At 70.8% G+C, this 22,421-nt stretch carries 18 protein-coding genes; 11 read left to right on the top strand and 7 right to left on the bottom strand.

The genetic code is table 11. The features are described 5' to 3' along the window. Positions 1-26: 26 nt before the first annotated feature. The 4 genes from ACIBK6_RS10580 (at position 27) to ACIBK6_RS10565 (ending at position 6,811) form a co-directional block, all read left to right on the top strand. Positions 27-3,110 (top strand): amino acid adenylation domain-containing protein, encoded by a 3,084-nt coding sequence (locus ACIBK6_RS10580; RefSeq protein ID WP_399050630.1) that lies wholly within the window; start codon positions 27-29, stop codon positions 3,108-3,110. Then, the gene (locus ACIBK6_RS10575; RefSeq protein ID WP_399050628.1) at positions 3,107-4,321 is read left to right on the top strand and encodes a cytochrome P450; all 1,215 of its coding nucleotides are present in this window, start codon (positions 3,107-3,109) and stop codon (positions 4,319-4,321) included. The genes ACIBK6_RS10580 and ACIBK6_RS10575 overlap by 4 nt, the downstream gene beginning before the upstream one ends. Before the next feature lie 55 nt (positions 4,322-4,376). After that, complete coding sequence (locus ACIBK6_RS10570) at positions 4,377-5,603, top strand: cytochrome P450 (protein WP_399050626.1); 1,227 nt, start codon at positions 4,377-4,379, stop codon at positions 5,601-5,603. Positions 5,604-5,920: 317 nt separating this feature from the next. Next, a complete protein-coding gene (locus ACIBK6_RS10565) occupies positions 5,921-6,811 on the top strand; it encodes a LysR family transcriptional regulator (protein ID WP_399050624.1) in 891 nt (296 codons plus the stop codon). A gap of 75 nt (positions 6,812-6,886) precedes the next feature. On the opposite strand, the gene ACIBK6_RS10560 is transcribed toward ACIBK6_RS10565, so the two are convergent. Both ACIBK6_RS10560 and ACIBK6_RS10555 read right to left on the bottom strand, forming a co-directional pair. After that, on the bottom strand, positions 6,887-7,765 hold the full coding sequence (locus tag ACIBK6_RS10560; protein ID WP_399050622.1) for an alkaline phosphatase family protein: 879 nt from the start codon (positions 7,763-7,765) through the stop codon (positions 6,887-6,889). 218 nt (positions 7,766-7,983) lie between these two features. Further along, entirely contained in the window at positions 7,984-8,580 is a 597-nt protein-coding gene (locus ACIBK6_RS10555; protein WP_399050620.1) for a TetR/AcrR family transcriptional regulator, read from the bottom strand. A gap of 175 nt (positions 8,581-8,755) precedes the next feature. On the opposite strand from ACIBK6_RS10555, the gene ACIBK6_RS10550 reads away from it, so the two are divergent. Beyond that, positions 8,756-9,715, top strand: coding sequence for an alpha/beta hydrolase family protein (locus tag ACIBK6_RS10550; RefSeq protein WP_399050618.1), 960 nt, complete (start codon positions 8,756-8,758; stop codon positions 9,713-9,715). Here the strand turns inward: ACIBK6_RS10550 and ACIBK6_RS10545 are convergent. Beyond that, positions 9,631-10,389: a LuxR C-terminal-related transcriptional regulator gene (locus tag ACIBK6_RS10545; protein WP_399050616.1), complete on the bottom strand. Its 759-nt coding sequence runs from the start codon at positions 10,387-10,389 to the stop codon at positions 9,631-9,633. The two genes, ACIBK6_RS10550 and ACIBK6_RS10545, sit on opposite strands and share 85 nt — an antisense overlap. Positions 10,390-10,405: 16 nt before the next feature. Between ACIBK6_RS10545 and ACIBK6_RS10540 the strand changes: the two genes are divergently transcribed. The 3 genes from ACIBK6_RS10540 to ACIBK6_RS10530 all read left to right on the top strand — a co-directional run bounded on the left by ACIBK6_RS10540 (position 10,406) and on the right by ACIBK6_RS10530 (position 13,687). Beyond that, positions 10,406-11,302: a hypothetical protein gene (locus ACIBK6_RS10540; protein WP_399050614.1), complete on the top strand. Its 897-nt coding sequence runs from the start codon at positions 10,406-10,408 to the stop codon at positions 11,300-11,302. A gap of 165 nt (positions 11,303-11,467) precedes the next feature. After that, on the top strand, positions 11,468-12,340 hold the full coding sequence (locus tag ACIBK6_RS10535; RefSeq protein WP_399050612.1) for a hypothetical protein: 873 nt from the start codon (positions 11,468-11,470) through the stop codon (positions 12,338-12,340). Between the two features lie 354 nt (positions 12,341-12,694). Further along, positions 12,695-13,687 (top strand): phosphatidylserine/phosphatidylglycerophosphate/cardiolipin synthase family protein, encoded by a 993-nt coding sequence (locus tag ACIBK6_RS10530; protein WP_399050610.1) that lies wholly within the window; start codon positions 12,695-12,697, stop codon positions 13,685-13,687. A gap of 53 nt (positions 13,688-13,740) precedes the next feature. Here the strand turns inward: ACIBK6_RS10530 and ACIBK6_RS10525 are convergent, their stop codons facing one another. Continuing rightward, positions 13,741-15,060: a phosphatase PAP2 family protein gene (locus ACIBK6_RS10525; protein ID WP_399050990.1), complete on the bottom strand. Its 1,320-nt coding sequence runs from the start codon at positions 15,058-15,060 to the stop codon at positions 13,741-13,743. Positions 15,061-15,530: 470 nt separating this feature from the next. On the opposite strand from ACIBK6_RS10525, the gene ACIBK6_RS10520 reads away from it, so the two are divergent. After that, positions 15,531-17,153, top strand: a complete 1,623-nt coding sequence (locus ACIBK6_RS10520; RefSeq protein WP_399050608.1) for an alpha/beta hydrolase — start codon at positions 15,531-15,533, stop codon at positions 17,151-17,153. 114 nt (positions 17,154-17,267) lie between these two features. Here ACIBK6_RS10520 and ACIBK6_RS10515 read toward each other — a convergent pair whose 3' ends face one another. Both ACIBK6_RS10515 and ACIBK6_RS10510 read right to left on the bottom strand, forming a co-directional pair. Further along, positions 17,268-18,689, bottom strand: a complete 1,422-nt coding sequence (locus ACIBK6_RS10515; protein ID WP_399050606.1) for a M1 family metallopeptidase — start codon at positions 18,687-18,689, stop codon at positions 17,268-17,270. A gap of 23 nt (positions 18,690-18,712) precedes the next feature. Further along, on the bottom strand, positions 18,713-19,609 hold the full coding sequence (locus tag ACIBK6_RS10510) for a M20/M25/M40 family metallo-hydrolase (protein ID WP_399050604.1): 897 nt from the start codon (positions 19,607-19,609) through the stop codon (positions 18,713-18,715). A gap of 472 nt (positions 19,610-20,081) precedes the next feature. Between ACIBK6_RS10510 and ACIBK6_RS10505 the strand changes: the two genes are divergently transcribed. Then, positions 20,082-20,681 carry an isochorismatase family protein gene (locus ACIBK6_RS10505; RefSeq protein WP_399050602.1) on the top strand — a complete coding sequence of 200 codons (600 nt, stop codon included), beginning with the start codon at positions 20,082-20,084 and terminating at the stop codon, positions 20,679-20,681. A 10-nt stretch (positions 20,682-20,691) separates the two neighbouring features. Continuing rightward, entirely contained in the window at positions 20,692-21,600 is a 909-nt protein-coding gene (locus tag ACIBK6_RS10500; protein ID WP_399050600.1) for a GlxA family transcriptional regulator, read from the top strand. 128 nt (positions 21,601-21,728) lie between these two features. Here ACIBK6_RS10500 and ACIBK6_RS10495 read toward each other — a convergent pair whose 3' ends face one another. Beyond that, positions 21,729-22,292: an SRPBCC family protein gene (locus ACIBK6_RS10495; RefSeq protein WP_399050599.1), complete on the bottom strand. Its 564-nt coding sequence runs from the start codon at positions 22,290-22,292 to the stop codon at positions 21,729-21,731. Between the last annotated feature and the right edge of the window lie 129 nt (positions 22,293-22,421).

Here is a 22,421-nt window from a genome sequence, read left to right as displayed (position 1 = left end):
ACGCAGCCCGAAATCAGAAGGACCTGATGACCGACATGGACGTTTCGTTACGCCCGCTCCCGTGCCCCGTGATCCCGGCGGAAGCCACCCCCGCGCCCGGTTACCCGCGGGAGGGGCGAATACCCGAGCTGTTCGCGGCGCAGGCGGCCGCCCGGCCGGCCGCCCTCGCGGCCCGGCACGCGGAGCGCACCCTGACCTACGGACAACTCGACGCCCGCTCCGATGCCCTGGCGGCGCGCCTGCACGCGCGGGGCGTCAAGCCGGGCGAGCTGGTGGGCGTGTGCGGCAGCCGCTCGTTGGACGCGCTGGTCGCGCTGCTTGGCATCCTCAAGGCCGGCTGCGCGTACGTACCGCTCGACGAGGACCTGCCGCCGGCCCGGCTGCGGGCCATGGCGGAGGACGCCGGGCTGCGGGCCGCCGTCACCCTGCCGGGCAGCACTCGCCCGGTGCGCGGGCTGCGCGTGAACATCGGCCTTGACGACGAGGGCAGCGGTTCCCCGGCGCGGCCCGCCGCCGCGACCCCCACCCCCTCCGCGACCGACCGCGCCTACGTGGTGTTCACCTCCGGCACCACCGGCCGCCCCAAGCCTGTGGCGTTACCGCACCGGGGTGTGGTCCGCCTCGTGCTGTCCGATCCGGAACTGCCGCCGCCGGGACCGGGCGACCGGGTCCTGCACGCCTACGGGCTGTCCTCCGACGCCTCGACCATCGAGATCTGGGGCGCGCTGCTCACCGGTGCGTGCCTGGTCATCGCCGACCGGGAGGAGCTGCTCTCGCCCACCGCCCTGGAGGAACTGCTGCGCGCCCGGGACGTGACGGTCGCGTACCTGACGACGAGCGTGTTCCACCTCGTCGCCCGCACCCACCCCGGGGCGCTGTCCGGGCTGCGGTTCGTCTCGGCCGGCGGCGAGGCGATGGACCCACGGCTGGCGAACGCCGTCCTCGCTGCCTGCCCGGGCACCACGGTGGTCAACTTCTACGGCCCGACCGAGAATTCGGTGGTCTCCACCGCCCATGTGCTGCGCCCGCTGCCCGAGGACGCCGAAGCCGTCCCCCTGGGCCGCCCCTTCGGCGCCTCCACCTGCCACGTCCTGCGGGCCGACGGCTCGGTCGCGGCGCCCGGCGAGGAGGGCGAACTGTACGTCGGCGGGGACGGGTTGGCCCTGGGCTACTTCGGTGACCCGCGACTGACCGCCGAACGGTTCGTCTCGCTGCCCGCGGTGGAACCCGGCGGACTGCTGTACCGGACCGGCGACCGCGCGATACGCACGGCCGACGGCCTGCTGGAGTACCGCGGCCGGCTGGACCGCCAGGTGAAGCTGCGCGGCGCACGTATCGAACTGGACGAGGTGGAGGCCCGGTTGCGGTCCCACCCGGCAGTCGGCGAGGCCGTCGTCGAGGCCGAGGAGGCGGCGCTGACCGCGTACGTCACCGCCGCCGAGCCCGGCCGGGCCCTGCGGCTGCCGGAGCTGCGCGCGTACTGCGCCCAGTGGCTGCCGCCGCAGGCCGTCCCGGTGCTCGTACCGATGGACCACTTCCCGGTGACCAGCGGCGGCAAGGTGGACCGCACGCGGCTCAAAGCCGCGGCCCCGGCCCCCGTTGGAGAGGGGACCAAGGCGGAGGGCCTGCTCGGCGTTCTCGCCGAGGTCTGGCAGCGGGTGCTGCGCGTCCGGCCCGCGCCGCAGGACGACTTCTTCCACCTCGGCGGCGACTCCCTGCTCGCCTCCGAGGCCGTCACCCGCACTCTCGCCGTCCTGAGCCTGGACGCCGCGTTGGGATCGGGCCTGATCAGGGCGCTGCTGGCCGCGCCCACGCTGGAGGGCTTCGCGGCGGCCGTGCGCTCGGCGCGAAGCGGCGGCGTGGAGGCGGTAGAGCCGGACGTCGACTTCGTCAAGGAGGCCGAACTCGGCTTCGATCTCCCGCCCGCCGAGGGCCCGGCCCCGCATCCGCGGGAGCCGCGGCACGTCCTTCTCACGGGCGCCTCGGGGTTCGTCGGCGCCTTCCTCCTGGACCGGCTGCTGCGCGAGACGCGGGCGCGCGTCCACTGCCCGGTGCGGGCGGCGAACCGGGCGCACGCCGAGCGGCGGGTGCGCACCGCGCTCTCCCGTTACGGGCTCCGTCCGGACGAGGCCGCGTGGCGGCGGGTGGAGTGCTTCCCCGGCGACCTGACCGAACCCGCGCTTGGGCTGTCGACCGGCCACGCCGCCGAACTGTCCCGCACCCTGGACCTCGCCCTCCACAACGGCGCCCGGGTCAACTTCCTTTATCCGTATGGGGAGTTGCGTGCGGCGAACGTGGACGGCACCCGGGAGGTCGTCCGGATCGCCGCACCGCGCCGGGTCCCGGTGCACTTCGTCTCGACCGTCGCCGTCGTCGCCGGGCTGGGCGCGGCCGGGGTGCGCGAGGTGGACGAGGACCGGCCGCTCGCCCACGCCGACGGGCTCACCATGGGGTACGCGGAGAGCAAGTGGGTCGCCGAGGGGGTGCTGCGGCAGGCGGCGGAGCAGGGCCTGCCGGTGGCGGTGTACCGGCCGTACGAGGTGACGGGTGACCGGACGCACGGCACGTGCAACACGGAGACGGCCATCTGCTCCCTGTTCAAGACGATCGCCGAGACCGGCCTTGCCCCCGACATCGAGCTGCCGATGGACTTCGTCCCCGTGGACCACCTCGCCGCCTCGATCGTCCACATCGCCACCCGCCAACAGGCCGACGGCCGCACCTACCACCTCACCAACCCGCGCCCGGCGATGCTGTCGGACGTCCTGGACCGGATGCGCGCGGCGGGCTTCGCCCTGCGGACGCTGCCGTACGCGCAGTGGGTCGGCGAGCTGGTGCGCCACGTCGCCCGGCATCCGACGAGCGCCACGGCACCGTTCGTGTCGCTCTGCGTGGACCGCAGCCGCACGGCGGACATGTCCGTCAAGGAGATGTACCTCAAGGACACGTTCCCGGTGCTTGGCCGACGCAACGCCGAGGCGGCGCTGGCCGGCAGCGGTCTTGACTGCCCGCCGGTCGACTCCGCCCTGCTTGACCGCTACCTGGAGTACTTCTTCACCTCCGGCTACCTCCCCCGTCCCGCTGCCGGCCCCTCGGAGGCGACCGCATGAGCGACCTCGAAACCGTCATCCAGGTCCCGGCCGTGGCGCCCGGCACCGCCGGACCGCCCTGCGCCTACGCCCGGCTGCGCGCCGAACAGCCCGTCGCCGAGGCGCAGTTGCCCAACGGCGAGAGTGCCTGGCTGCTCAGCCGGTACGAGGACGCGCGGGCCGCGTTCGCCGATCCCCGCCTTGAGCGGCCGCTGCTGTCGGCCTGGCCGCCCCAGGAGGGTCAGGACGCGCCGCCACCGTGTCTGCCGACGTTCCTGGAGATGACCGGGGCGCACCACGAGCGGGTGCGCCGCGCCGTCCTGCCGCTGTTCGGCCGGGGGCGGCTGGAGTTCATGGCTCCCCGGATCCGGGCCACGGCTCACGAGCTGATCGACGCCATGGTGGCCGGGGCGCGGGACGGCACGGCGGACCTCGTGGCCGCGTACGTCGAGCCGCTGCCGCTGCGGGTGCTGTGCGAGACCGTCGGGCTGCCGCACGAGGACCGCGACGTCTACCTGCCGCACACCCTCGCCCTGCTCGGCGCCGCGGGGCTGACGATGGAGGAGGTGCTGGCGTCTCTGTACGCGCTGCAGGACTACGCCTCGGAGCTCGTCTCCCGCAAGGAGCGGGACGGCGAGGGCGGCGCCGACTACGTTCACCTGCTGCTGGCGGAGAGCCGTCGGCCGGGGAGCGGGCTGACCCGGGACGACGTCGTCAGCTTCATCGTCACCATGCTCATGGCCGGCTACAAGACCAACATGCAGCACACCGGCAATGCCTTCCTCGCCCTGCTCACCCACCCCGGTCAGCTGCGGCTGCTGCGGGACGAACCGGCGGGGATCGGCACCGCGGTGGAGGAGCTGCTGCGCTACGTGCCGCTGATGAACGCCATCAACATCCTTGTGGCCACGGAGGATTTCACGCTGCACGGGCAGCACATCCGGGCCGGTGACGCGGTCGTCCCGGTACCGGCGTCGGCCAACCGCGACCCGGCGGCGTTCGCAGATCCGGACCGGCTCGACCTGACCCGGTCGCCCAACGCGCACGTGGCGTTCGGACACGGCCCGCACGCCTGCACCGGCGGGCACCTGACCCGGCTGCAGCTCGCCACCGCGATCGAGGTGCTCCTTGAGCGGCTGCCCGGCATCGAGCTCGCGGTGCCGGCCGATTCGGTCCCCTGGGACGAGTCGACGCCGCTGCGCGCCCCGGCACGGCTGCCCGTGCGCTGGTGACCAGGCCGTTCCGCCGTCGTACCGCACCCGGCTTCAGAAGAGAGGACCGCACCCCGTGACCGCACCACAGGCGCCCCTGACCGACGACGCCCCGCGCGAGGAGCCGCTTCCGCACTACCCGTTCAGCACCGAGGGCGACCGGCTCGCCCCTGAGCTCGCCGAACTGCGCTGCCGCTGTCCCGTGGCCCGGGTCAGCACCAACTCCGGCGACGCGGCGTGGCTGGTCACCGGCTACGAGCTGGCCCAGCACGTGCTGCGGGACCGGGCGTTCGCCCGCTCCGTCCTTGGCGAATCCGACAGCCCCGCGCAGGATGCCCCGATCCTGGCGCCGGAGCTGATGGACGCCATGAACCACCTGCACAAGGCCGGGCTGCGCGACGAGGTGCTCCAGGCTCTCGGCCGCAATCAGCCGGAGCTGCCGGAGGAATGGGTCGCCGAGGCCACCGTGGAGGGCCTGGACGCGATGGTCCGGGAGGGCGCACCGGGCGACCTCCAGCGCTACTTCGCGGAGTGGGTCGCCGCCAAGTGCATGTGCCGACTGCTTGGCCTGCCCTTCGCGGACCGGGCCTGGCTGACCCATCGGGCCGACGTCGACCTGACGATGGTCACGTACTCACCGGAGGAACTCGCCCGCAACTGGGAGGAGATCCGCCTGTACATGCAGAAGTACATGGCCGCCCGCCGCCCCGGCGAACCGCGCGGCCTGGCCGACCGGCTCGCCGACCTCAACGAGCGCCACCAGGGGCTGACGGTACGGCAGTTGTCGAACATCGTCGCCGTCCTCTTCGTCAGCGGCTACGAGGACTTCGCGAGCTTCCTGGGGGTGGCGGCGTTCAACCTCCTCCAGAAGCCGGAGGTGATGAGCGCGGTGCGGGGCCGTCCGGAGACGATGCCGCAGTGCGTGGAGGAGTTGCTGCGGTGCAGCGTCGTGCTGGGCAACGCGATTCCGCGCTACGTCACCCGGGACGCGGAGCTCGGTCCGGCGTCCGTCAAGGAGGGCGAGATGGTGCTGCTGTCGCTGGACGCGGCCAACTTCGATCCGGCGGCGTTCTCGGACCCCGAGGCGTTCGACCCCGCCCGCTCCCCCAATCCGCATCTGCGGTTCGGGTACGGCCGTCACCACTGCCCCGGTGCGCATCTGGTGCGCCGCCAGTCCGACACCGCTTTCCGGGTCCTGCTCGACCGGCTGCCCGGCATCCGGCTCGCGGTGCCGGCGGCGGAGGTGCCCTGGCACCCCCACCGGATGGCGATCATGCCTGCGGGGATTCCCGTCACCTGGTGACAAGCGGGCAACCGGGGCCCGGCGCCCCCTCATCGGCGCGCCGGGCCCCGGTCGCGCGGGCCGTTCGTCCGGGGAGTTGATCGCGGGCGCAGGCGCGAACGTTGTCGCGGGCCCGGTCACACCACCGCTCCCGCGGCCCGCAAACCGGCGCCGCGACATGGGCGGTCGACACCCGTACGGCACCTTCGCGTGGTCCGGATCCCCGCGAAAGCACCGGACGGGTTGCCGCCTGGGCCCTGCGACGATCCTGACCGAGTCTCCACCCTCAAGTCAATCCTGGGGATTCCTCGCCAACTTCCAAGGTATAGCTTGGAGTTGTGACTCTGGATGACCTGCGCGTGTTCGTAGCCGTGTGCCGGGCCGGGAGCCTCAGCGCGGTAGCCCGGGACCTGAACTGCACCCAGTCGGCGGTGAGCCAGCATGTGAAGCGGCTGGAGCGGGAGACCGGTGTGAGCCTGTTGGAGCGTCAACCGCGCGGGGTCGTGCCCACCGCGGCGGGGCGTGTCCTGTGTGACGCCGCCGCCGACGGAATCGCGGGACTCGATCTCGCGCTGCGCCGTCTTGAGGACCTCGCGAAAGGGGAAGGCGGCTCCGTACGGATCAGAACCGGCGGGACGACCGTACGGCACTTCATGGCCGAGGCGATCGTCGCCTTCCGCCGCCGCTACCCCAAGGTGAGCCTGGAGCTCCAGACCGAGACCTCCAAACGCGGCTGCTTCGAAGCCCTCCTGGCGGGCAGCCTCGACCTGGCCTGGATCACCATCGGCGGCCCGGTGCCCGGCATCGAGCAGCGGGCCGTCATCGATCTGCCCTGGGTCCTCGCCATACAGGCCGACGACCCGCTCGCGGCCCGGGGGCACGTCGACGCCGCCGATCTCACCGACATCCGTCTCGTCCGGCTGCCGCCGAACTCCACCTCCGGCGGCAGGCTGGACGCGGCCCTCAGCGACCTGGGCATCCGGGTCGGACCGCACACCGGCGTGGCCGACTGGGACACCGCCTTGCTGCTTGCCGAACTGGGCCTGGGACACGCCGTCGTACCCGCCATGCCGGGTCTCCCGCAGCCCGGCGCCGACGGGCCGTTGCGCCTCGTACCCATTGACGGGATAGCACCGCTGCCGGTCGGCTGGGCCGTCCGCCGCTGGGACGCACTCACCCCTCTCGCCCGCGCCTTCGCCGATGCCGTGGCCCATAGCTGTACGCAGTAGCCCCACAGCGCGGGCCGCCGGTGTGCTCCTCGTCATCGCCACGCGTTGGGGCCACTTCGGGTGGCTGCCGGCACCTCAGCCGGTCCAGATGCCCGTGATGTCAGAGGAGTTGGCGGCCTCGCCCGCGTGGGAGAGGCCGTACATGTCCTCCAGGGTGCGCAGCAGGTTGTAGTGATTGACCGTGGTCGAGTACGACGAGCCCGGTGTCACCTGCTGGCCGTAGAAGACGGTCGGGATCTTGTTTCCGCTGAGCCGGTTGTCCTCGTCGAAGGTGATGACGAGCAGGCTGTTGTGGTCCTTGGCCCAGCTCGCGTATGCGCCCAGGTTGTTCTGCAGCCAGGTGTCTCCCGTGGCGACCGAGCAGTCGTGCATGTCGCTGCACAGGTTCGGCACGACGTACGACACCTGGGGCAGCGTGCTGTAGTCGGCCGGGAACTGGTCGAAGGTGTAGGCCGAGTCGGTCGGCACATTGGAGAAGCCGAACCACGGGTTGTGCTTCTGCGCGTAGTCGCCGCTGCTGCAGTCGGTGGCTCCTTGAGCGGGCAGCGACTCGTTGTAGCTCGCCCATGTCTTGCCCGCGGCGAGCAGTTCGGAGGCGAGGTTGGGGGCGGACGAGAAGCCGGGCGTGACGCAGCTGTCGTCGGTGATCCCCTGGGTGGACCCGGAGAACATCGCGTAGTAGTTGGGCTGGCTCGGGTGCGTCTCGGCGTACGAGTCGGTCAAGTTGGCGCCGCCGGTGGCCAGGGAGTTGATGTACGGCGCGCTGGAACTGCCGATGACCTGGTTGTACGCGTGGTTCTCCAAGACCACGACGACGACGTGGTCGGGGGTGGGAACCCCGGTCGCGGCATGAGAGGTGCCGGCGAGGCCGAGCCAGAGGCCGGTGGACGTGACGGCCAGGCCCAGAGCGGACAGGAACGCGGTGCGGGTGCGGCGTTTGGATGCGCCGAGCATGACTACCTCCGGTTGGGGGACAGAGGGGTGCAACAGGAGGGTAGGAGTGTCCATGTCAAGTGCGAAGGCTGCGGTCGGTTAAGACGCGGCAAACGTCTGGTGCGAGCCGGACATCTCTTCACGCGCCGGGGAGGCGCCCGCCGGGTCGTTCGCCGCGAATCGACGACACACAACACTGCCTGAACGGGCCCTCGCCGCATACGAGTTGACCGTCGAGATCAGGACGACTGCGCTCGCCCCAGTCCCTGCAGGAGCAGGTCGACCAATCGGCGGGGGTCATAGCGGGGATCGCTGTCACGTCCGATGCAGAGGTTGCCGATGCCCCGCATCAGTTCGTAGGCCTGCGTACCGGGCCTGACTTCGCCCGCGTCGACCGCGGCATCGAGCAACTGCGCGCAGACAGGCACCAAGCGGTCGAGGAAGTAGGCGTGCAGCGCGTCGAAGCCGCTGCTGTCCGACTGCATCGCGTCAGCGAGTCCGTGCTTCGTGACCAGGAAGTCAACGAAGAGGTCGACCCACTGACGGAGCGCCGCGAGCGGCGAGTCGACACCGCCCAGCAAGCTCGGGCCGGCCTCGGCGCACGCCTCGACCTGGTGGCGGTAGACGGCCACGACGAGATCCGCCCGAGTCGGGAAGTGGCGGTAGATCGTCCCCATCCCGACACCCGCTCTGGCCGCGATCTCACGGATCGGCGCATCGACGCCGGAGGTGACGAACACCGCGGCGGCGGCATCGAGCAGCTTCTGCTCGTTGCGCACGGCGTCGACCCGCTTGCTTCGGGCCGGCACCTCCCCGGACTGGCTTGCAGCGGGCACCACGCCCTCCTTCCACGGCCGTTGACAAAACGGAACAGCGCTCCGTATATTAAACGGAACAACGCTCCGCTTCTATCGTAACTGAAGCCGGACGCTCCCGAACGCCTCACCCGCCGCCAGCCGTACGAGACCGTACGCGACGGGCAACAGAGGCCATCGAAGGGAAAACGCCATCATGAGTGCATCGACTTGCCCGGCCGGCACCGTCAGCCCGCCCACTCCCGTCCTCTCGGTCGGTCCGGTAGTACTGCCCGCCCCCGGCCGTGCCGTGGATCTGGAGGTACGGGTATCCGCGCCCACGACCGGAGGCGATCTGCCGGTCATCCTCCTCTCGCACGGCCAGGGCTACTCGAACAACCTCTCCTCGCTGAACGGCTACGCCCCGCTCGCCAACTTCTGGGCGGCGCACGGCTTCGTCGTGATCCAGCCCACCCATCTCAGCTCGACGACGCTGAACCTGGATCCCGATACCCCGGGGGCGCCTCTGCACTGGCGATCGCGGGCCGAGGACATGCACCGCGTCCTCGACCGGTTCGACGTGATCGAGGCGGCGGTCCCGCAGCTCCTCGGGCGCCTGGACCGGAGCAGGGTCGCCGTGGCCGGGCACTCGATGGGCGGGCACACCGCGAGCCTGCTGCTCGGGGCCCGGCTCACCGATCCGCACGACGGAACGGAAGTGAACCTGGCCGATCCCCGGATCAAGGCGGGTGTACTGCTTGCCGCGCCCGGCAGAGGCGGCGATTCCCTCACCGAGTCCGTGGCCGAGAATTTCCCGTTCTTCTCGACCACGGACTTTTCCGGGATGACGACGCCCACGCTCGTGGTCGCCGGCGACAAAGACGCCTCTGCCCACCTGACGGTCCGGGGCCCGGACTGGCACACCGACCCGTACTTCCTCTCCCCCGGCCCCAAATCCCTGCTCACCCTGTTCGACGCCGAGCACGGACTCGGCGGGATCTCCGGATACGACGTCGCCGAGACCACGGACGAGAACCCCGAGCGGGTGTCCGCGGTCCAGCGGCTCACCTGGGCCTACCTCCGCACCGAGCTCTACCCCGGGGATTCCGCCTGGCAGGCGGAGTGCGACGCGCTGACGGCCGGCCCCGACCCGCTCGGACGGGTCGAATCGAAGTAGGCCGAAGCGGTCGCCTCCTGCTGGTGGAGCAGATGGCCGAGTTGTACGCGGTTGCGGGCGCCGAGGCGGTTCATGATTTCGGTGATGTGGCGCTGGCAGGTGCGGATGGACATGCCCACGCGCCGGGCCACGGCCTTGTCCTCGTCGCCCGCCGTGAGCAGCCGGACGATGTCGGCCTTGATGTTCTCGGAGGCGGCGATGGCCTGGGCCCGGCCGTGCGCGGTGGGGAACGGGACGGCGGCGGCCCAGGCCCGCTCGAAGGCCGCGACGATGAAGTCGACGGCGTGCGGATCGCGGATCAGCGCCGCACCCAGGGGGTTGCCGCGCAGCTGGATCACCGCCACCTCGCGGTCGAAGACGATGAGCTGGTTGAAGCCGTCGCCCAGGGTGCGGATCTCGGCACCCAGCGGGACGAGTTGGTCGAGCTGGTCCCGCAGCCGGTCGGCGTCCGCCTGGAGCAGCGAGATCTGCTGGAGCATCGGCCGGGTGACCTGTTCCCGGGCGCTCTCCGGGGACACCGTGGTGAGCAGATCCGGATGTGCGGTGCTGCGGCGCAGCAGCCGCAGCGCGGTCAGACGCCGCAGCACCGACTCCACCTCGGCCTCGGGCAAGCCCGTCTCGGCGGCGAGGTCCGCGACGGAGAACCTCAGGAAGCGGGCCGCACATTTATACACGCGGAGCTGAGCGGCGGTGCGGCGTGTCGGCGGAGTCCTCGTACACGAACTGGGCATCGCGGAGAGCAGGCAGTTGGAGAATCTGGTCGAGGACCTGCTCGACAACTGGCTGGACCCGGCCCGCAGTGCGCTCTACGCGCATTCCTGGGAGTTGGTCGCCCGGGTCCCCGCCGGGCTGCGCAAGGCACTGTACGAATTCCGCACCGCCGAGCCCGGGGCCGTCCAACTGGTGCGCGGGACGCACGTGGACGACGCGTCGCTCGGCGCCCCGCCCACCGCCCTGGAGGAGCCGGGCCCCGGATGTCGCACCCGGCGCGAGGAGTTGCTGCTCGCCCTGGTGGCGATGTGCCTGGGCGAACCCTTCGCCCGCGCCGGGGAGCAGCAGGGCCGGATGGTGCGGAACGTGCTCGCACCCGCCGGGCCGGACGAGCCGCGCTGGCGCACCGCCGATGGGCCCGGCCCCGACCGCGACGACTATCTGGGGCTGTTCGCCCTGCGCTGCCCGGACGGCACCCGCGTTCCGCTGGCCGAGGTCAGGGACGTACCCCTGGCGGCGGAGCACGCGGAGGTGTTGAGGCAGGGGCGGTTCAGCGCGGGCGGACGCACCGGTCCCGTCCTGCGCGGCGCCACGGACGACCCGTACCTGCTGCTCGATCCGTTCCGTGCCGGAGCCGACGACGCGGTGGCGGAGGCGGCCCTGGCGGCCCTGCGTGACGGCCTCGGGGCGGTCCGCCACGAGCTCGTGCTCGAGCCGGGAAGTGTGCTGGTCATCGACAACTTCCGGGCGGTGCACGCCTGCCCCGGCCGGCCCGGCCACTGGCTGAAACAGATCCTCGTCGCCCGTGACCTGCGCACCCTGCGCGGACAGCGGGCTCCCGGAACCCGAGTGCTGGACAGTGATGAACGACCATAGGACACCAGTCCGGGTGGGGCTCAACCTCACCCTGCAGTATCCGCCCGGCGAGGACGCCGGGCGGGCCTGGCCGTCGTCACGGAACTGGTCTGCGCCCTGGCCACCGTGCTGCTCCTGGCGGCCGCCTCCCCGTGGCTGCTCGCACTCTGCCTCGCGGTACGGTAGTTGGCGACCAGCGGCAACACCGCGGCCCGTGCCACGCTGATGGGGAAGCTGGTACCGCCCGAGGGCCGCACCGCCCTGCGCGCCTACCAGCGGTCCGTCTCCAACATCGGCTTCTCCGTCGGCGCCCTGCTCTTCGCGCTCGCCGTGTCCACCGGTACGACCACGGCGCTGTACGCACTCCTCGCGCTGGACGCCGCCACGTTCTGCGTCGGCGCCCTCACCACCTCCCGGCTCCCGGCGACCGGCCGCGGCGCCGCGGGCAGGGGCCTCGGGCGGGATGCCATGGGCGACAGCGGCTACGTGACGGTGAGCCTGCTCAACGCGGTGCACGCACTGAACCGTGCCGTCGTCTCCATCGGTGTGCCGCTGTGGATCGTGTACGGATCGGACCTGCCGCCCTGGACCACCTCGGCGGCGATGATCCTCAACACGGTGGTGGTGGTCGCCCTGCAGGCCCGGCTGAGCCGCCCGGCGAAGGACGTCGCCGGGGCGCGCCGCGCCCTGCTCGCGGCCGGAACTCTGACGGCCGTGGGCTGCGCGGCGCTGGCGGCGGCCGAACGGGCGGTGTGGCCCCTGTTCGTGACGGCGTGTCTGGCCTTGGCCCTGGGCGAGATCCTGGGTGCCGCCGCGGGCTGGACCCTGTCCTACGACTCGGCCCCCGACCACCTCCTGGGCCAGTACCAGGGAATGTGGCAGCTCATCGCGGACGGCTCGGCGAAGGCGGCCGGCCCGGCGGTCATCGGCTGGACGGTCGCCGCGGGCCCGGCGGGCTGGGCCCTGCTGGCGGCCTGCTTCGCGGGCGTGGCGGCAGCGAGCCCGCCGGTGGTGACGTGGGCGTCCGCCTGCACGCGCCGCCCCGCCCAAATGGGCTGACCCCGACGGGCGGCCCGAGCCCGGGTCGCCCCACGGACTACTGGCCCGGCCCCCTTGGGCCCGCCGAGTCAGTGCACCGCCACGCCTTTGCCGCTGCCACGACGTCCAACTGGCTTGCTTTCCAAGGGATTTCCGGGGAATTGGCCCTCTCTTGCAGAGATGTGGCGACCTTCACCGAACCGCCGCATGACGGACCCATGACAGACCCACGAGCGGTCTATGCGCGTAAACCAAGCGCTGCCAGACTCCCCGGTGCACTCGCTGCACCGACGTCTCCGGCACCTCTGACGCCTCCGGCACAGAGGTTCCCCCGCTCCTCCCGCACCCCGTTTCCGACCCCGGGAGATCCCCGCCATGCGCACTTCCCTCATACGTCGCGCCGCACTCGCCGCCGCCTGCGGCACCGCACTGGCGACCGCACTCGCCGCCGCCCCGGCCCACGCGGCCGGTACGTACTCGCTGCTGGTCTTCCCCGACCAGAGCCACACCAGCGTCTACGACTTCATCAACTCCGCGTCGAAGTCCATCGACTTGACCATGTACGAGCTGCGGGACACGACCGCCGTGACGGACCTCATCAACCGGCAGAAGGCGGGCGTCACGGTCCGGGTGATCCTCGACGCCAAGCACACCTCGGTCAACGGCTCCGCGTACTCGAAGCTCAAGGCCGCGGGCGTCGGTGTCACGTACTCCTCGTCGTCCTTCGTCTACACCCACCAGAAGACGCTCACGGTGGACGGCACCACGTCGCTGATCCTGACGGGCAACCTGGACTCCACGTACTACTCCTCCAGCCGGGACTACGGGGTCTTCGACTCCGACGCGGCCGATGTCACGGCGATCGAGGACGTCTTCGCCGCCGACTACGCGAAGACCTCGATCACTCCGGCCGACGGCGACAACCTGGTCTGGTCGCCGACCGACTCGCAGGACCGGCTGCTCGCGCTGATCAACGGCGCCCAGCACTCGCTCGACGTCGAGCAGTTGGAGTTCGGCGACGCGGCACTGGTCGACGCCATCGTGGCGGCCGAGCAGCGCGGGGTGACGGTGCGGGTCGTCGGGATGAACCCGAGCAGCTACGGCACCCAGTTCCAGAGCGTCGTCGACGCGGGCGGCAAGGTCGTGACGTACAGCAGCACGACCGGTCTGTACATCCACGCCAAGGCGATCGTGGCGGACGCCGGCACCGCCACCGCGAAGGTTTTCGCGGGCTCGGAGAACTTCTCCGACAACTCCCTCAACAACAACAGGGAGTTGGGACTGATCACGGACGACTCCGGAGTGCTGGGCGGCATCGAGTCGACGTTCGGCACCGACTTCACCAACGGCACGCCGTACGGGGCCTGAGCCCCCGGGTGCCGACGGCCCACACCGGGCCGCCGGCATCCGAAGGCCATGGCTCACACCAGTGCGGGTTGCGGTTCCGGTTGCTGCGCCGGTGCGGGCTTCGGCTCCCACGACTTGGTGGTCCGCATGTATTGGTGGACCACTGAGGCCATCGCCAGAATGAGGAGCGGTCCAGACAGCCACGGATATTCGGCCATCTTCATCGGCAGATAGCGATACGACACCAAGAGCGCGGCGAAGACCGTTGCGCCGTAGGCGACCAGCCGGATTCCCGACCGTTCCCAGCCTCGGTCGAGCGAGCGCAGCGCTGCCTCGATCGTGAACGCGAACACCACTCCGGCAATGATGTCCGCGCCGTAGTGGTAGCCGAATCCCAGCGTTGCGCCGAGCGTGGCGGTCAGCCAGAACGCGCCTGCGTATCGCAGAATCCGGGGGCCCTGGCGGGAATGGATGAAGATCGCGGTGGCCCACGCGGTGTGCAGGCTGGGCATGCAGTTACGAGGGGTGATCTCGTCGTACGTCATGTGGTGCGGGGCAGTGAGCGGCGGCGGCGTGTGCGGCCACAGGTTGGCCACCGCCCAGTGCTCGCCGCCGGTACCGAAGGCTCCGGTGCCGTAGGCGAAGACCGGTCCGACCACCGGGAAGATCATGTAGATGGCCGGCCCGAGCAGGCCGATGACCAGAAAGGTGCGCACCAGATGATGGACCGGGAAGCGGCGTTCGGCCGCCACGTTGCGCAGCTGGTACATCGCGAAGACGACTGCGGCCACCGCGAGTTGGACGTAGACGTAGTCGAGGACATGGGCGCCGATCGAGCCGGTGGCCTGCACGATCCGGCCTGCCAGCCACGACGGGTTGTCCAGCGCGTGATCGGCGGTTGCCACGTACTGGTCGAGCACCGCCGGGCGCGTCTTGGAGGTGATGAGCAGCCAGGTGTCGCCGGTCTTGCGGCCGGCCACCAGCAGGAGGCCCAGCCCGACGCCCTTCAGCAGCAGGACACGTTCCCGGCCGGTGCGGCGTGTGACGGCGATGACCGCACAGCCCAGCATCACCCACAACGCGCCGTTGCCGAAGTTCATCCTGGCGTCGACCGCCCACCGCACCAGCGCGAAGGCGGCGTCGATGCCGATCGCGGCACCAGCCGCGATGAGCCGTTGCCGCCAGGTGAGCACCACCATCATCAACGCCATACCGTCGTACAGCAGCGGCCCTGATTTGGGGGCGAATATCACCTCTTGCGCCTGGTTGGTGATCGGCCCCGGCAGACCGTAGTGCCGCGCGGCGATCTCCAGCGCGACGAAGAATCCGAGGGCCGCCACAGCCACCGCGCCCCACAGGATCGCCCGTGGTCGACGCCATGCGGCGAACGTAATTCCGCCCTTTATCCGGGAAAATATTCGCGATGCTATAGATATCAATTGTCTGGCCGATGTGTGAGTTCGATCACGCTGACGGAGCGGTGCGGGTGGGCTTCGCCGGTCACGGACGGCGCGAAGGCCGGTCGATCCCGCGCTCGACGGTCCAGCCTCCCGGGGATGATCATGCAACTCCCGACGCCCGGCGGACGGTGATCGGCTCGCGCCTCCGGTCGGGTCACCGGGCGCCGGCCCACGCCAACGGCCGGGTCACTTGACGGCTCGATCACACACAGGTGTCGTAGAGGTTGAATCACCGTGCGGATCTTACTTGTCATGGCTGTTCCGGGCCGAGTCGCCTTACGTCGGGCTCGCCGGCGCGGTGGGCCCACGCCCCGGAGGGGTCCCCAACTCCCCATGGGTTACAGCTCGATAACGTCCGGTCGGTACTCTAGCTGTAACATTGCACATGTCACATCATCCATCTCATGAGAAAACTGATAGCCCTGCTCTCGGCAGCCGCGGCCGTCGCGGCCGCCCTCGGTGGAACGTCCGCCAGTGCCGCTCCCAAGGCCGCCACCCCCGAGGACACCGGGCAGGGGAAGCTCGTCTGGAGCTCCTGCAACGACGCCACCACGCCCGCGCTCCAGTGCGCGATGCTCGATGTGCCGGTCGACTACGCCGCCCCGCACGGCCGCAAGATCAAGATCAAGGTGAACCGGCTCCCCGCCACCGCGCCCAAGAACAAGCAGCAGGGCCCGATCCTGCTCAACCCCGGCGGCCCCGGGGACTCCGGACTCTGGATGCCCGCCTACATCTCCGGCCAGCTCCCCAAGGACGTCGCCTCGACCTACGACTGGATCGGCTTCGACCCGCGCGGCACCAACGGCAGCGACCCCCATGTCATCTGCGACGCCCACTACTTCGACGGCCTGCGGCCCGACTACCAGGTGAGCCAGGGCACTTCAAAAGCCTGGCTGACGAAGGCGGCCGGGTACGCCGCCGACTGCGCGGCCGACTGGTCCTGGCTCATGCCGCACATGACCACCGTCGACAACGCGCGCGACATGGACAGCATCCGGCGGGCGCTCGGCGCTCCGAAGATCAACTTCTACGGCGGCTCCTGGGGCACCTCGCTGGGCTCCACCTACGGCCAGCTCTTCCCCTCGCACGTCCGGCGCATGGTGCTGGACAGCATCGTCGGCCCCACCATCAGCTGGTACGACCACAACATCCTGCAGGACAAGGAGCACCAGCGCCGCTTCGACGCCTTCGCGGCCTGGACCGCCAAGGCCGACTCGGTCTACCACCTGGGTACGGACGCCGCGGCGGTCGAGAAGGCGTACCAGCAGGTCGAGGCGGACCTGCGGACCAACCCGGTGGCCGCCGCTCCGGCGCCCGGCAAGATCGGCCCGGCCGAGTTCGAGGACACCTTCTACGGCGGTGGTTACAACTTCCTGCGCTGGCCCCGGATGGCCACCGCCCTCTCGGCCTATCTCACCCATCACGACACCCAGCCGCTGAGCATCGCCTACAACCGCTACGCGGCGCCGGGCGCCGACGACGGCGCCTTCCCGGCGTACAACGCGGCGCAGTGCACCGAGAACGCCTGGCCGCGTGACTGGGAGTTCTGGAAGAAGGACCAGGCCAAGGTCAACGCCTCCGCGCCCTTCTACGCCTACAACAACATGTGGTACAACGCCGCCTGCATGTTCTGGCCCTACCAGGGCAACCAGGCGGGCCGTATGAAGATCACCGGCAAGGGTCTGCCGCCCGTCCTGCTCTTCCAGGCCACCGAGGACGCCGCCACCCCGTACCAGGGCGGGCTCGCCATGCACGACGCGCTGCCCGGTTCGAAGCTGGTCGTCCAGAACGGCGGCAGCTTCCACGAGATCCTCTTCCACGGCAACGCCTGCCTGGACGACACCTTCACCGACTACCTCCGCGACGGCAGCCTCCCCAAGGGAACCGGCCGCATCGCCAAGACCTGCGCCCCGGAGGCCGACCCCGCCCCGGTCTACGTGACCCCCTCGCCGGCCCTCACCGCCAAGACCGCCGCCACTCCCCTGTCGCCCACCGACCCCGAGGCCGTCCGCGGCGTCCTGCGGTAATCAGCGGATCAACCAGCCACAGCCCGGCGGCCGTTGGCACTCAGCCGACGGCGACCTGCCCGCCCCCCGGGTCCTCAGGGGATCGGGCAGGTCACAGCTGAGCCGACTGCAGGGTTACCGGCCGGCCAGTGCGGCGAGGCTGCCCGGGTAGAGGTACTTCTTCGCGGGGATCGTCGTCCCGTGGGCCCACGCGTCGAAGAAGCCCTTGAGGTCCTTGCCCGACACCTTCGCCGCCAGCGCCTCGAACTGCGGGAACGAGGCGTTGCCGTAGGCGTGGTCGCCGGTCCAGCGCCGGAGGGTGGCGAAGAAGGCGTCGTCACCGACGGTGCGCCGCAGCGCGTGGAGCATCAGGGAGCCCTTGAAGTACAGGGCGGGGTCGAGTTCCTTGCCCACCCCCGGGTCGTAGAGCTTCGTGGACCAGTACGCCGGGTTGTCCTTGTTCGCGTCGACCACCCGGGCGTAGAAGCCGGTGTCGAGGTTGGCGCCCTTGTGCTCCTCCCACAGTTGGTTGGCGTACTGGGCGAAGCACTCGGCGATGCAGCCGTCGCGCCAGTCGGTGAACGAGACGCTGTCGCCGAACCACTGGTGGGTGTTCTCGTGGACCACCGGGGCGTCGAAGAGGGCGCCGGTGTAGGTGGGCCGGCTCTGCGTCTCCAGGGCCAGCGGGCGGTTGCCGGACTCCTTGGGCCGGCCGACGACGACGGCGCCCGCCGAGGAGAACGGGTACGGGCCGAACTTCGAGGCCAGGAAGGCGAGGATGTCCCGCTGCTGGGCCTCCGTCGCCGCGTCGACCGGGACGTCCGGGCTGTACGCGGTGATGACCGGCGTACCGCCGGGCAGCTCCGACCGGTGGACGGTGAACCTGTCGATGGCGACCGTACTGAGATACGTGGCCATCGGCCTGTCCTCGTGCCAGCGGAAGGTCGTCGTGCCGCCCTGGGCGGTGGTCGGCCCGGGCAGGCCGTTGCCGATGGCGGTCCAACCGTCGGGAACGGTCGCGATGAGGGCGAAGGTGGCTTTGTCGGACGGGTGGTCGTTGGACGGGTACCAGGAGGTGGCTGAGTGCGGTTCGCCCGTCGCGTTCGCGCCGCCGTCCGCCAGGGTGTGCCAGCCCTCCGCGTCGGGCTTGCCCGCGTACCTCACCCGGACCGCGAACGTGGCGCCCCTGGCCACTCGGTGGGCCGGTTCGACGGCCAGCTTGTGCGCGCCGGAACGCGAGAACGACTTCGCCGGGGTGCCGTTCACGGTGACCGAGGCGACCTCGAAACCCTTCAGGTCCAGATCGAAGCGGTCCAGTGCCTGGTTGGCGCGGGCGGTGACGGTCGTGTCACCGTCCAGGTGGTCGGTGCGCGCCGGGTCGTAGGCGATCCGGACGTCGTAATGTGCCACGTCATAGCCGGAGTTGCCGTCGTCGGGGAAGTACGGGTCCTTCACCGTCGCGCCCGCCGCGGGGACGGCCGTCAGGGCGACGCCGAGGGCGGCCACGACCGCCGGCACGGCGGTGCTCCCACGGCGCCGGCTCAGTAATCTGCGCATCTCTGTCTCCTCTGGTCGGGCGGTCAGGGCCGGTGGGTGGTGGGGACGGTGGCGGCGAGCTGCCACACCACACCGATCAGGGCGTTGGTACTGGTCGTCTGCGTCGCGGGGTCGACGTTGGCGAGGGTGTCGCACGCATTGTGGATGCAGTCCGAGATGCCGGTGCTGAAGCCGGACGACGGGATGCCGGCCTTCCCGAACGACTCGTGATCCGAACCGCCCACGCCGATGTCGAAGGTGGCGATGCCGCGGGCGGTGAACCATGCCTCGAACGCCCGGAAGGCGGTGCTCTCACCGTGCTGCGCGTCGTTCACCACCAGCCACTGCTTGGTGTTCTTGCTGCCTGCCTGGTCGAGGTTGAGATACAGGTCGATCGCGTTGCGGTCGGCGGCGGACAGGCCCCGGACATAGTCCGCCGAACCGACCAGCCCCGCCTCCTCGGCTCCCCACCAGGCAAAACGCAGGTGCCGAGCGGGGTTCAGACCGGCCTCGGCCACCTGAAGGGCCGTGGTCAGGACCGCCGCCGCACCAGAACCGTTGTCGTTGATCCCCGGGCCCGCCGCGACGCTGTCCAGATGGGCGCCGGAGAGCAGCACGTGGTTCGGGTCGCCACCCGGCCAGTCGGCGATCAGGTTGCAGCCGTCCGCGCCGCCGTACGAGAAGTGGCGGAGCTCCGTGTGGAAGCCGGCCCGGTCCAGCGCGTGGCGCATGTACGCCACCGACTGCGCGTACCCCCGGGTGCCGTGCGCGCGGTTGCCGCCGTTGCGGTCGGCGATCCGCTGGAGTGCCTGCAGGTGCGGCATCACATCCGCCGCCGAGACGGTCGGCGCGGCGGGGGCTCGCACGTTCTCGACTGCCTCCGCCTCCGTGGCGGCGGGGACCGTGCGGGCCGGTGGTACGAGGAACGCGTGATCGCCCAAGTCGTACCGTACCGACGCGACTTCATGAACTCCCGCAAGGGACAGGGGACTTGGCGATGTCGGTGGTGTTGTGGTGTAGAGGTCTGCTGCCAGCACTGCTGCCGGTATCGGTGCCACACACAAGGCCAGGACCGCCACCATGGCGGCTGTCCGTGCCCCCTGGCCACGCCGTGCCAAGGAGGGGAAAGGGAATTTCAGCAACTAAGACCTCCGGGGGCTACTGATGCGAGTGATGCTTGATCCGAGTGACGCTTGATCGGAGTGACTCTGTCCGGACGCAGGCCTACGCCCTTTGCCCCATACGACGCGCGGCCCCCCGTGAGGTTGCGCCTTTCCGCAGAAATCTCCGCCGGGTCGTGGGTGCCCCGGCTCCGGTTGCCCACCTTCCGGCCCTGCTCATGACCGGATCGGTCCGCTGCCGGACCCGATGCGGCCTGTCGCCGCCGCACCCGTACGACTCAGGCTTGGGGACATGACCCGAGCACTGATCGTCATCGATGTCCAGGAGTCCTTCCGCGCCCGTCCGCTGTGGGAAACCACGTCCGACCTGAAGATCGCCGACCAGGTGAACCGCCTGGTCCGGCTCGCCCGCCAGGCCGGGGACCTGGTGGTGTGGGTACTGCACTCCGAGCCCGGCACCGGCGATGTCTTCGACCCGGCCCTCGGCCATGTCCGGCTGATGGAGGAACTGGCGCGCGCGGATGGGGAGCCGTTGATCCACAAGACCTCGCACAACGCCTTCACCACCACCAACCTGCAGCAACTCCTCACCGAGCGCGGCATCCGCGAGCTGACCGTCTGCGGCATCCGCACCGAGCAGTGCGTGGAGACGACCACCCGCGTCGCGAGCGACCTCGGCTACCAGGTCACCTTCGTCATCGATGCGACGGCGACCAATCCCATCCCGCACCGCACCGCTCCCGCCGACCGGAGCGTCGCCGAGCTGCTGGCCGACCCCCGCACGCTGCCTGCCGAGGAGGTCATCAGGCGCACCGAGTACGCCCTCGCCGGACGCTTCGCCACCATCGCGACGGTCGACCAGCTGGAGGCAGCGGCAGAACTTCAGGCATGATGACCGAATCGTGAGCCTCATCGTCTTCTTCCTGGTGCCCGGAGTCCACTTGCTGGACCTGGCCGGACCCGCGCAGGTCTTCTCCACGGCCGCGGACTTCGGGCACCCCTACACGCTCGCCTACGTCGCCGAGCAGCCGCTGGTCTCCTCCGCCCAGGGGCTGCCGCTGGTGGCCGGGCTCGACTGGCCCGAGCTCGGGCCCGAGGATCTGATCGTGGTGCCCGGCTGGCGGACCGTCGCCCTGACCGACGTCCCCGCCATCGGCGCCGCCTCCCTGCAGGTCCTCCGGGACCATCACAGCGGGGGCGGGACGGTGGCCAGCGTCTGCGCCGGAGCCGAGGCGCTCGGCCAGGCGGGCCTGCTCGACGGCCGCCGCTGCACCACCCACCACGACGTGCAGGACGAACTGGCCCTGCGCCACCCCGAGGCGGTGGTCGTCCGCGATGTCCTGTTCACCGCCGACGACCGGGTGATCACCTCGGCCGGCATCGCCAGCGGCATCGATCTGGCCCTGCACCTGGTCGCGACCCGGCACGGCCCGGCCGTCGCCGCCCAAGTCGCCCGGGACATGGTTGTCTACGCCCGCCGCAACGGCCATGAGCCGCAGTCCAGCGCGATGCTCCGGCACCGGTCGCACCTCGACGACACCGTGCACCGCGCCCAGGACCTCATCGACGCCCGCTTCGACCAACCACTGCCCCTCCCCGCCCTGGCCTCGGCCGTCGGCGTGAGCGAACGCACCCTCACCCGCCTCTTCAGCCGCGCCACCGGGCTCACCCCCCTGCGCTACCAGCAGACCCTCCGCCTCGAACGCGCCCAGCACTTCATCAGCCACGGCGCGACGATCGACGCGGCCGCCCGCTCGGTCGGCTTCGAGGACCCGCGCATGCTGCGCCGCCTCCGCGCCCGGACGGCCTGACTGCGTCACCCGGGTGTTGAGGCACGGCTTGAACGGCTCCGACACGCCGAGCCGCGACCGTTCCGCTGACCGCCGCAGTGGTCGTCGGCCGCCGCTTCACCGTGCGCGGTCAGCGGGTGTCCGGCGGGTCAGGGTCGGGCCTCGGCCGTGTCCTTCAGCTCCTTCAGCCACTCCTCAAGGCCTCCTCCGAGGTACTTGACGGAGGTGGGCACGTCGGCTTCGACCTGGGCACCGGTCCAGGTCTCCTCGGTCTGTACGAGGACACCGCCCCGCACCTTGGTGAAGGTCCAGACGTGGACACCCCTGTCGATGCGCAGCCCGTCGCCGATGGCGGGCCCGGTCCAGCGGACGCACGTGCCGGGCTTGAGCTGCTGGACGGTCGAGGTGATGGTCAAGGTGGTGGCGGGCGTCGTGGCGGTGGCGGGCACCGGGGTGGTCCACCGGAACCGCGCACCCTTCCGCAGCGGCCCCGCGTCGAGACGTTTCATGCTGGTGACGGGCGGCTGCCAGGACGGCCAGCGCTCCACGTCGGTCTGCAGATTCCAGACGGTGCGCACCGGCGCGTGGATGACGGTCGCGGTCCGGTACCCGATCTTGGCGGCGGGGTCGACGCGATTCCCCCCGCAGGTCAGCGAGGCACCCACGCGGTCGGCGTGGTCGGTCTGATCAAGCGCGGCGGCCTGGCTGGGCATGGCAGCCTGGCCGGGTGCGGCGGCGCCGAGGATGCCTGCGACAGCCAGCGGGACCGTCAGCAGGGCGGCGCGCAGCCGGGGACCTCGGCTGATCCTGAGCGGGGCATGCCCTGGGCTTGGCCGTCTCGT

The sequence above is a fragment of the Streptomyces sp. NPDC050485 genome (genome assembly GCF_044458185.1).
GTDB lineage: Bacteria > Actinomycetota > Actinomycetes > Streptomycetales > Streptomycetaceae > Streptomyces.
Note: the sequence above shows the minus strand (reverse complement) of the source record. Positions and strands in the feature narration are given on the sequence as shown.